Here is a 6,985-nt window from a genome sequence, read left to right as displayed (position 1 = left end):
GCTAAAAGGCATGCGCGAAGCCGTTAAACCACTGTGCTAATACGCAGACCCGGCTCAGGCCGGGTTTTTTACAGATCTTACTTAGTTACAACATACTATAGTTTTCTACTTTTATGGTGACGGTCTGCCACTTCAGCGCATCGTCCGTTCAGCAGGAGGAAAGATGTTTAGATAGTGTTGCGATTAGCTTGCAACATTGATCATGTTCGCGTCTAATGTGACGGATTTCACATTTTTCTGAAGATAACCATGATCGTTCGCCCCCAACAACACTGGCTACGCCTGATATTCGTCTGGCATGGGTCGGTATTATCTAAAATTTTTTCACGTCTGCTGCTGAACTTCCTGCTCTCCATCGCCGTTATTATCATGCTGCCGTGGTATACGATGCTGGGCATCAAATTTACCCTGGCGCCGTTCAGCATTCTCGGCGTGGCGATTGCTATCTTTTTAGGTTTTCGTAATAACGCCTGTTATTCACGTTATGTTGAGGCTCGACACCTGTGGGGGCAGTTGATGATTGCTTCCCGGTCGCTGCTACGTGAAGTAAAAACTACCTTGCCGGACGACAGCGAACTGGGACAGTTTGTTCGTCTGCAAATCGCCTTTGCCCACTGTTTACGCATGACTTTACGCCGTCAGCCACAGGCTGAACCATTGGCGAAATACCTTAGTGAGGAGGATCTGCGAATAGTATTTGCCTCACAATCACCGGCAAATCGCATTCTGTTGCTGATGGGGGAATGGTTAGCTGTACGTCGGCGCAATGGTCAACTGTCAGACATATTATTCCATAGTTTAAACAATAGGTTAAATGATATGTCTGCGGTGCTGGCAGGATGTGAACGGATCGCGAATACCCCCGTCCCGTTTGCTTATACCTTAATCCTTCATCGCACGGTCTATCTGTTTTGCATCATGTTGCCATTCGCGTTGGTGGTAGATTTACATTACATGACGCCGTTTATCTCAGTGCTGATTTCCTATACTTTTATTTCGCTCGATACGCTTGCAGAAGAGCTGGAAGATCCGTTTGGTACAGAGAACAACGACCTCCCGCTGGATGCGATTTGCAATGCGATTGAAATCGATTTGTTACAGATGAATGATGAAACAAACGTGCCAGCAAAACACATTCCGGATAAGCATTACCAACTCACTTAGTTACATTCTTTTGCCACCATGTAGGCTGCATATCTGAAAAAGAATGAAATTCCGGCGCCAGGTCTTCATCGTCAGGATCGTCAAAAGCGCCAGCTAACAGCGCAATAACCGGGGCGTCATCAATGGCGCCTACGGAACTGCCACACTGAGGGCAAAATGCCCGACTTGACGTCTCAGAAGAGCGCCAGGTTGTCGGTTTTCCGGCTTTACCGGTCCACGTTACATTTTCTGCATTAAACTCAATCCAGACGACGGTTGGTGCGCCCGTATGTTTCCGACATATATCGCAGGAGCAGGTATGGGAATTATTAGGACTGCTGGCCGCGAAGCGAATCGAACCACACAGACAGCCACCAATGTAGACTTTAGACATGACAACTCCTGTCAGAAACACGTTGCCAGACACTAGCAGATGACAGGCTTTGTCACTAGATCCTCATGATAAAAAGGCGAGGGCGCGCATGGCAGATAGTCAGCTCCTGTGATGCACTTATAATAAACGCTTAATCATTACGTCTGGCTACGATAAATAACCGCGGAAAGGCCAGCAAAATTTTACCGTTTTCCTGCAGAGGATATTGTTCCTGAAGTAGCTCATGATAACGCGCGAGGTAAAGATGTTGCTCATTTTCGCTCAAATCACGCAACCAGGGCCGCAGGCCCGTTGAGCTTACCCAGTCGATAATCGATTGATGTGAATCCATAACGTGATAATACGTTGTGCGCCAGATATCCACCTCACAGCCCGCTTCAGTCAAAATATCATAGTAGGCGTGAACGCCAGGAAGCGGCGAGCGGCCCCGGTCAGGGTAACCTTGTTCATAAGCCACTTCACGCATCAAAACATGTGTTGGCTCTAGCCAGTTATCCGGCATTTGTACAGCCAGCACGCCATTGCGAGCCAGTAGCGATACCAGATGCGGGAACAATCCATAGTGATCGGGAACCCACTGCAATGAGGCATTGGCATACAGCAGGTCCAGAGGCTGCTCTGTCTGGAATGAACGAATGTCCGCTTCAATAAAACGGCATGTCGGTAATGCATTGCGCGCCTCATTAAGCATGGCGGGTGAGGTATCAACCCCGGTAATTACAGCCGAGGGCCAGCGCTGATGCAGTAATGCCGTACTGTTTCCCGGACCACAGCCAAGATCGACCACTGAATGGACATTCTCTAACGCCACTCTGCTGAGTAATTCCGCAGCGGGTCTTGATCGTTCAGTTTCATATTGCAGATAAAGCGCAGGATTCCAGTCGGCCATGAATGAATCTCCAGTATGAGAGAAGAAGGCGGAAAGGGGCACATAAGTCCTTGCCGATGAGCCATTTCTTTTAGAAGATTATATGAAAATACAGGAGAAGGGCAGAAATATGCTGGAAACATCAAGACTGATTTTACGCCCGTGGGAAGACAAAGACAAAGCCCCGTTTGCCGCGTTAAATGCCGATCCGGACGTGATGCGTTTTTTTCCGGCTCCGCTGCAACGAACGGAAAGCGACAACCTGGCTGCCAGATTCCAGGAAGGCATTACAGAGCGCGGCTGGGGATTCTGGGCCGTTGAACTTAAAGAAACACAGCAGTTTGTGGGGTGTGTAGGTTTACATCCACAACCTGATAAATTTCACTTTTCACCCTGTACCGAAATAGGCTGGCGTCTTGCTAAATCCTTCTGGCACCAGGGGCTGGCATTGGAGGCCGCCGAGGCGTGCCTGACGTTTGCTTTCGAGGACCTGGCGTTAAGTGAGGTGGTTTCATTTACGTCGTTGCTGAATAAACCGTCAGAGCGTCTGATGATACGGTTGGGCATGAATAAAACTGAAGAGTTCGTGCATCCCGCGTTGCCCTCTGATCACCGGTTAGCACAACACATCCTGTATCGGAGGGGGGCAATTTGATTACCGTTTTTCGGAAAGTAAGCGATGTCTCATGGAGCAGTATATAACGATTATCTACTTGTCAAAGCCCACCAGAATTGTCTAATCACTGGCTCGTTAGAAATGTCCAAATGTTGAAAAGTCTGCTTAGTGCTGTGAGTTCAATGAGTCGATGCAACGCCATCTTTAATCAGGGGGGGCGTTCATATGAACGGGCATATCCGGTCATCTTCCCCCAGTACATTACGGTTATTTTGATGTCAGCAATTCATATTTTTATGCCCAGGCTTTTGCTATTTCAGATGAGCTGGTAACAAAAGCATGTTGAGGTAGAATTTTTTCATGCAAAAACACATTGGTTTCATGATCTGGATCTGCGCAGCAATCACTCACAACGATAAGGCGGTAATCCAGGTCAAACGCTTGCCCGACTGTAGAAAGCACAACGCCACTGGTCGTCACACCGGTAAGAATCAGCTCTTCGATGCCTTGAGCACGGAGAACCATCTCAAGTTCGGTAAACGAGAAAGCTCCGACTCTGCGTTTAACGATGACAACCTCATTCTCTGCCGGAGCGACATCAGGATGAATAGCCGTGCTCTCGTTGTCAGCCATAAAAATTCCATTCTCTTTAATCGAAGAAAAGATCGTGTTGTTTTTGCTGACCTCTGGATACCCCTTGCGGAATCCGACACTGACATAAATGACCGGTACGCCTGCCGTGCGCGCAGCGGCTATCAGTGATGCTGTATTGCGGATAACGTTTCCAGCGCTTTCTTGCGGGAGGAAATTGTTAAGGATGATCGTCTGAAAATCCATAACCAGCAGAGCGCTGTTTTTACTGATGTTACTAAGTTGATTTGACATTAAATTTCCGAAGTTTGCAGATGACGTGTAATGAAGTCAGTTAGCGTGTTGCTGACTGGCGATGGATTTTAAAGTTCCAGACCGCTCCGGATAGCAGGATGCAGCTGGTTGCCAGGAAGACGGCTCGCATACCGATATGCCCGCCGACAAAGCCGCCAATCAGCGGTCCGATGAACTGGCCAGCGAACTGTGCTGCGACGGAATAGCCAAGAATGCTGCCCACCATACCTTCTGGTACGCGGTGGCGTATCACTGCTGCAATACAAGGCAATAAGCTTCCGAGTGCCAGTCCCATAAGGAAACGCAGGGCAATCAGTTGCCACCCGGAGGTGACAAATGCCTGAGGGATCAGCAGTAAACCGGCCGCAGTCAGAGCCAGCGTGATAATGCGTAAATGTCCTATCCTGTCTGCCACTTTTCCTAGCCATGACGCGGAAATAATGCTGCCCAGAGCCGTTGCAGCCATCACATATCCCGCTACTTTCGTTATCTGAGAAGCCTCACTGACGAGAGTGCGCACATAGACTGTGATAATGGGTTCTATCGACATATTGGCCAGCATCAGCAGCAGACCGGTGCAAAGCATGCAGATAATTACAGTACGGGCAGGCAACTGCGACCAGCTCACTCCCGTTTTTGCCACTGTATCCTCAGGCTTTTGCACCTCTTCGCGAATGAGTGTGAGGGTCATGATAAAGGACAGAAATATCAGCGCACCTGCACAGAAAAACGTGGTTCGAATACCGATCAGACCAGGAAGCCATCCTCCGGCAAGTGGACCGACAAGATTGCCAGCCATTACACCGGATGAAACAATCCCCAGCGCCCAGGCTGCACGGTCTCTGGGAGCCTGAACTGCGATAAGAATTGTCGCGCCGGATGAGTAGCCTCCTGCCAGGCCAACTAACAACCTTAATCCGACAAGTTGCCATATATTTGTCACCAGCCCCATAAGCGAAACAGTAACTGCCATGCCAAGGCTGGCTCTCACGAGCATCGACTTGCGTCCATATCTGTCACCGAGTTTTCCCCAGACAGGGGCGATCAACCCGGCCGTGATAAACGTTGCGCTAAATGCTACGCCAGACCATTGAACGACCGCGGCATGCCCGCTAACACCCAGTTCTTCGACATACAAAGGCAGGAACGGCAGCATAAGGGTCATTGCGAAGACGGTTGAGAACGAGCCAATGAAGCAAACGAGCAGGTTTCGTTGCCAGAAGCTGTTATACAATTGGGTCATAGAAATACTCTTTATGGTATACCATATTGGTATACCATAAAGATAATGCATTTCACTGTCAATTTTTGGGAGATCATTGCCGTCATGAGCCAGGCATCTGAGGTTGAAAACCAATTAAGAAAACTGATACTCAACATGGAGCTGGGGCCGGGAGAGCGGTTAACGGAGCGCTGGGCTGAAGCGACGTTTAACGCGTCCCGGACACCTGTGCGTGCAGCATTACAAAAGTTGGAGTCAGAAGGGCTAGTATGTCGTGACGGGTTACGCTGGATGGTGGCACCGATTGATGTCGCTGAAGTTGAACAGCTGTGTATTTACCGGGAAGTATTGGAAGTGGCGGCATTAAAACTATCCGCCAGCCAAATGACGGAAGAACAACTCAACGGTCTGGAAAACCTGCTTAAAACGAATACTGCTGATGCGCCAGAAGAGGTGATGGACGATGCCGGGACACGATTCCATCTACAGTTGGCCCGTCTTTGTCAGAATGCGTTTATTTTCGAAGGGGTAAGCGATGCCCTGCGCCGACTTTCACGGGCACGATGGCTCGACAAAGCGCCGTCAAATCCCGCGTGGGATGATCATCGAGAAATAATTGCTGCGCTTCGGTCGCGGGATACTGATAAGGCAGCAGAATTACTCGCCGTTCATCTCTGCGAAAGCCGCCTCCGCCTTCTTGAGGCAATCAATTCAAGCAGGCGTAGCCTAAGGGCGAGAGGTATTGCGATATCCTAATATGGTCTCCAGGTCGTCGGGGGCGCAGACCTGTGAACGGGGTCAGTACGTAAAAATTATTACGTATCGGCGCGGTTTGAGTGGATGACCGGACACCATAAAAACCTCTTAACCAGCCAGAATTGGCTGGCTGTTTTCGTCGACGTCTGACGAATCGAAAAAACAGACGTTATACGTAATGATCCGCGCACGAGTATTAAAGACGTTGTGATGTAGCAATCTGGTGTATCGATACGTGAATTTGTCATGCTGCGTGAAACGCGCTGTAAGCCGTTCGTTGTGTGATGTGGTTGATTGACCAGGCCGGAACCGTAAAAATGGCTCTCCGCGTCTTGTTATTGCAAGCTTAAAATGTCACCCAATTCAGCCAGTTTGAAATGTCACTTTCTAAGCACTCAGCCCTCTTGTACCCACACTCATTAAGCGCGATTATCAGTATTATTTTGCCTGGAGGGCTCTATGCTTCAATCTCAACCAACACCAAAAGTATTCATATCATATTCTCATGATTCAACTGCTCATAAGGCCTGGGTTCTTACTCTCGCAACCAGATTAGAGGGAAATGGTGTTGCAGTTACTCTTGACCAATGGGACTTGAAAATCGGAGGTGATTTACCACATTTTATGGAATCAGGGCTTAGTGACTCGGACCGTGTAATTGTTGTTTGCACTGATGAATATGTCAGAAAAGCAAATGCCATGCAAAGTGGTGGGGTGGGCTATGAAAAAATGATTATTACTTCGCAAATTATGAGAGACTTAGGAAGCAATAGAGTCATACCTATAGTTATTAATAACGAGCAATCAAATGTGCCGACATTTGTAGCAACGCGTTTATGGTTAGATTTTTCATCAGAAAATTACGAACAAAGCTATAGACAACTTATCGCAGATTTGTGGGGAGAAAGTGTTCAACCACGGCCACCACGTGGTGAGAACCCTTTTAATCGGCAACCTGTGGCAGTTGAACCTATAGTGTTTGATGTTCCAGAGAGCTTTGTTAGTCCTGCCTTAACGAATACTGTTACATTCAACCCTACGTTGAACAACGGGAAATTCTGGGTTGGTGCTGGAGATATGGCTTTCGAGCTATCCTGGTCC

7 protein-coding genes and 1 pseudogene are annotated in these 6,985 nt (G+C 48.5%); 4 read left to right on the top strand and 4 right to left on the bottom strand.

From position 1 onward, the window contains the following. Window positions 1-249 precede the first annotated feature (249 nt). Complete coding sequence (locus tag KQJ18_RS20015; RefSeq protein WP_085048229.1) at window positions 250-1,164, top strand: bestrophin family protein; 915 nt, start codon at window positions 250-252, stop codon at window positions 1,162-1,164. Here KQJ18_RS20015 and KQJ18_RS20010 read toward each other — a convergent pair. Then, window positions 1,157-1,537: a GFA family protein gene (locus KQJ18_RS20010; RefSeq protein WP_085048228.1), complete on the bottom strand. Its 381-nt coding sequence runs from the start codon at window positions 1,535-1,537 to the stop codon at window positions 1,157-1,159. The genes KQJ18_RS20015 and KQJ18_RS20010 overlap by 8 nt on opposite strands. 130 nt (window positions 1,538-1,667) lie before the next feature. After that, window positions 1,668-2,426: a trans-aconitate 2-methyltransferase gene (gene tam, locus KQJ18_RS20005; RefSeq protein WP_216422570.1), complete on the bottom strand. Its 759-nt coding sequence runs from the start codon at window positions 2,424-2,426 to the stop codon at window positions 1,668-1,670. Between the two features lie 109 nt (window positions 2,427-2,535). Here tam and KQJ18_RS20000 point away from each other — a divergent pair, with 109 nt between their 5' ends. Then, window positions 2,536-3,060 carry a GNAT family N-acetyltransferase gene (locus tag KQJ18_RS20000; protein ID WP_216422569.1) on the top strand — a complete coding sequence of 175 codons (525 nt, stop codon included), beginning with the start codon at window positions 2,536-2,538 and terminating at the stop codon, window positions 3,058-3,060. A 239-nt stretch (window positions 3,061-3,299) separates the two neighbouring features. Here KQJ18_RS20000 and KQJ18_RS19995 read toward each other — a convergent pair. Together KQJ18_RS19995 and KQJ18_RS19990 are read right to left on the bottom strand one after the other, a co-directional pair. Beyond that, window positions 3,300-3,906: pseudogene (locus tag KQJ18_RS19995) on the bottom strand (isochorismatase family cysteine hydrolase). 40 nt (window positions 3,907-3,946) lie between these two features. After that, window positions 3,947-5,149, bottom strand: coding sequence for an MFS transporter (locus tag KQJ18_RS19990; RefSeq protein WP_216422567.1), 1,203 nt, complete (start codon window positions 5,147-5,149; stop codon window positions 3,947-3,949). 84 nt (window positions 5,150-5,233) lie between these two features. On the opposite strand from KQJ18_RS19990, the gene KQJ18_RS19985 reads away from it, so the two are divergent. Together KQJ18_RS19985 and KQJ18_RS19980 are read left to right on the top strand one after the other, a co-directional pair. Then, window positions 5,234-5,884: a GntR family transcriptional regulator gene (locus KQJ18_RS19985; RefSeq protein ID WP_079224224.1), complete on the top strand. Its 651-nt coding sequence runs from the start codon at window positions 5,234-5,236 to the stop codon at window positions 5,882-5,884. A 459-nt stretch (window positions 5,885-6,343) separates the two neighbouring features. Then, window positions 6,344-6,985, top strand: a 642-nt coding sequence (locus KQJ18_RS19980; protein WP_216422566.1) for a toll/interleukin-1 receptor domain-containing protein, incomplete at its 3' end; no start/stop codon positions are given.

The organism is Citrobacter sp. S55_ASV_140 (assembly GCF_018919505.1).
In the GTDB taxonomy this organism is placed as follows: Bacteria; Pseudomonadota; Gammaproteobacteria; order Enterobacterales; family Enterobacteriaceae; genus Citrobacter; species Citrobacter werkmanii.
This window is presented reverse-complemented; position numbering and strand designations above follow the sequence as displayed.

Bases quoted from the DNA above. Each gene is read 5' to 3' on its own strand.
- KQJ18_RS20015 (WP_085048229.1), top strand. From the start codon at position 250: ATGATCGTTCGCCCCCAACAACACTGGCTACGCCTGATATTCGTCTGG.
- KQJ18_RS19985 (WP_079224224.1), top strand. From the start codon at position 5,234: ATGAGCCAGGCATCTGAGGTTGAAAACCAATTAAGAAAACTGATACTC.
- tam (WP_216422570.1), bottom strand. From the start codon at position 2,426: ATGGCCGACTGGAATCCTGCGCTTTATCTGCAATATGAAACTGAACGA.
- KQJ18_RS20000 (WP_216422569.1), top strand. From the start codon at position 2,536: ATGCTGGAAACATCAAGACTGATTTTACGCCCGTGGGAAGACAAAGAC.
- KQJ18_RS20010 (WP_085048228.1), bottom strand. From the start codon at position 1,537: ATGTCTAAAGTCTACATTGGTGGCTGTCTGTGTGGTTCGATTCGCTTC.
- KQJ18_RS19990 (WP_216422567.1), bottom strand. From the start codon at position 5,149: ATGACCCAATTGTATAACAGCTTCTGGCAACGAAACCTGCTCGTTTGC.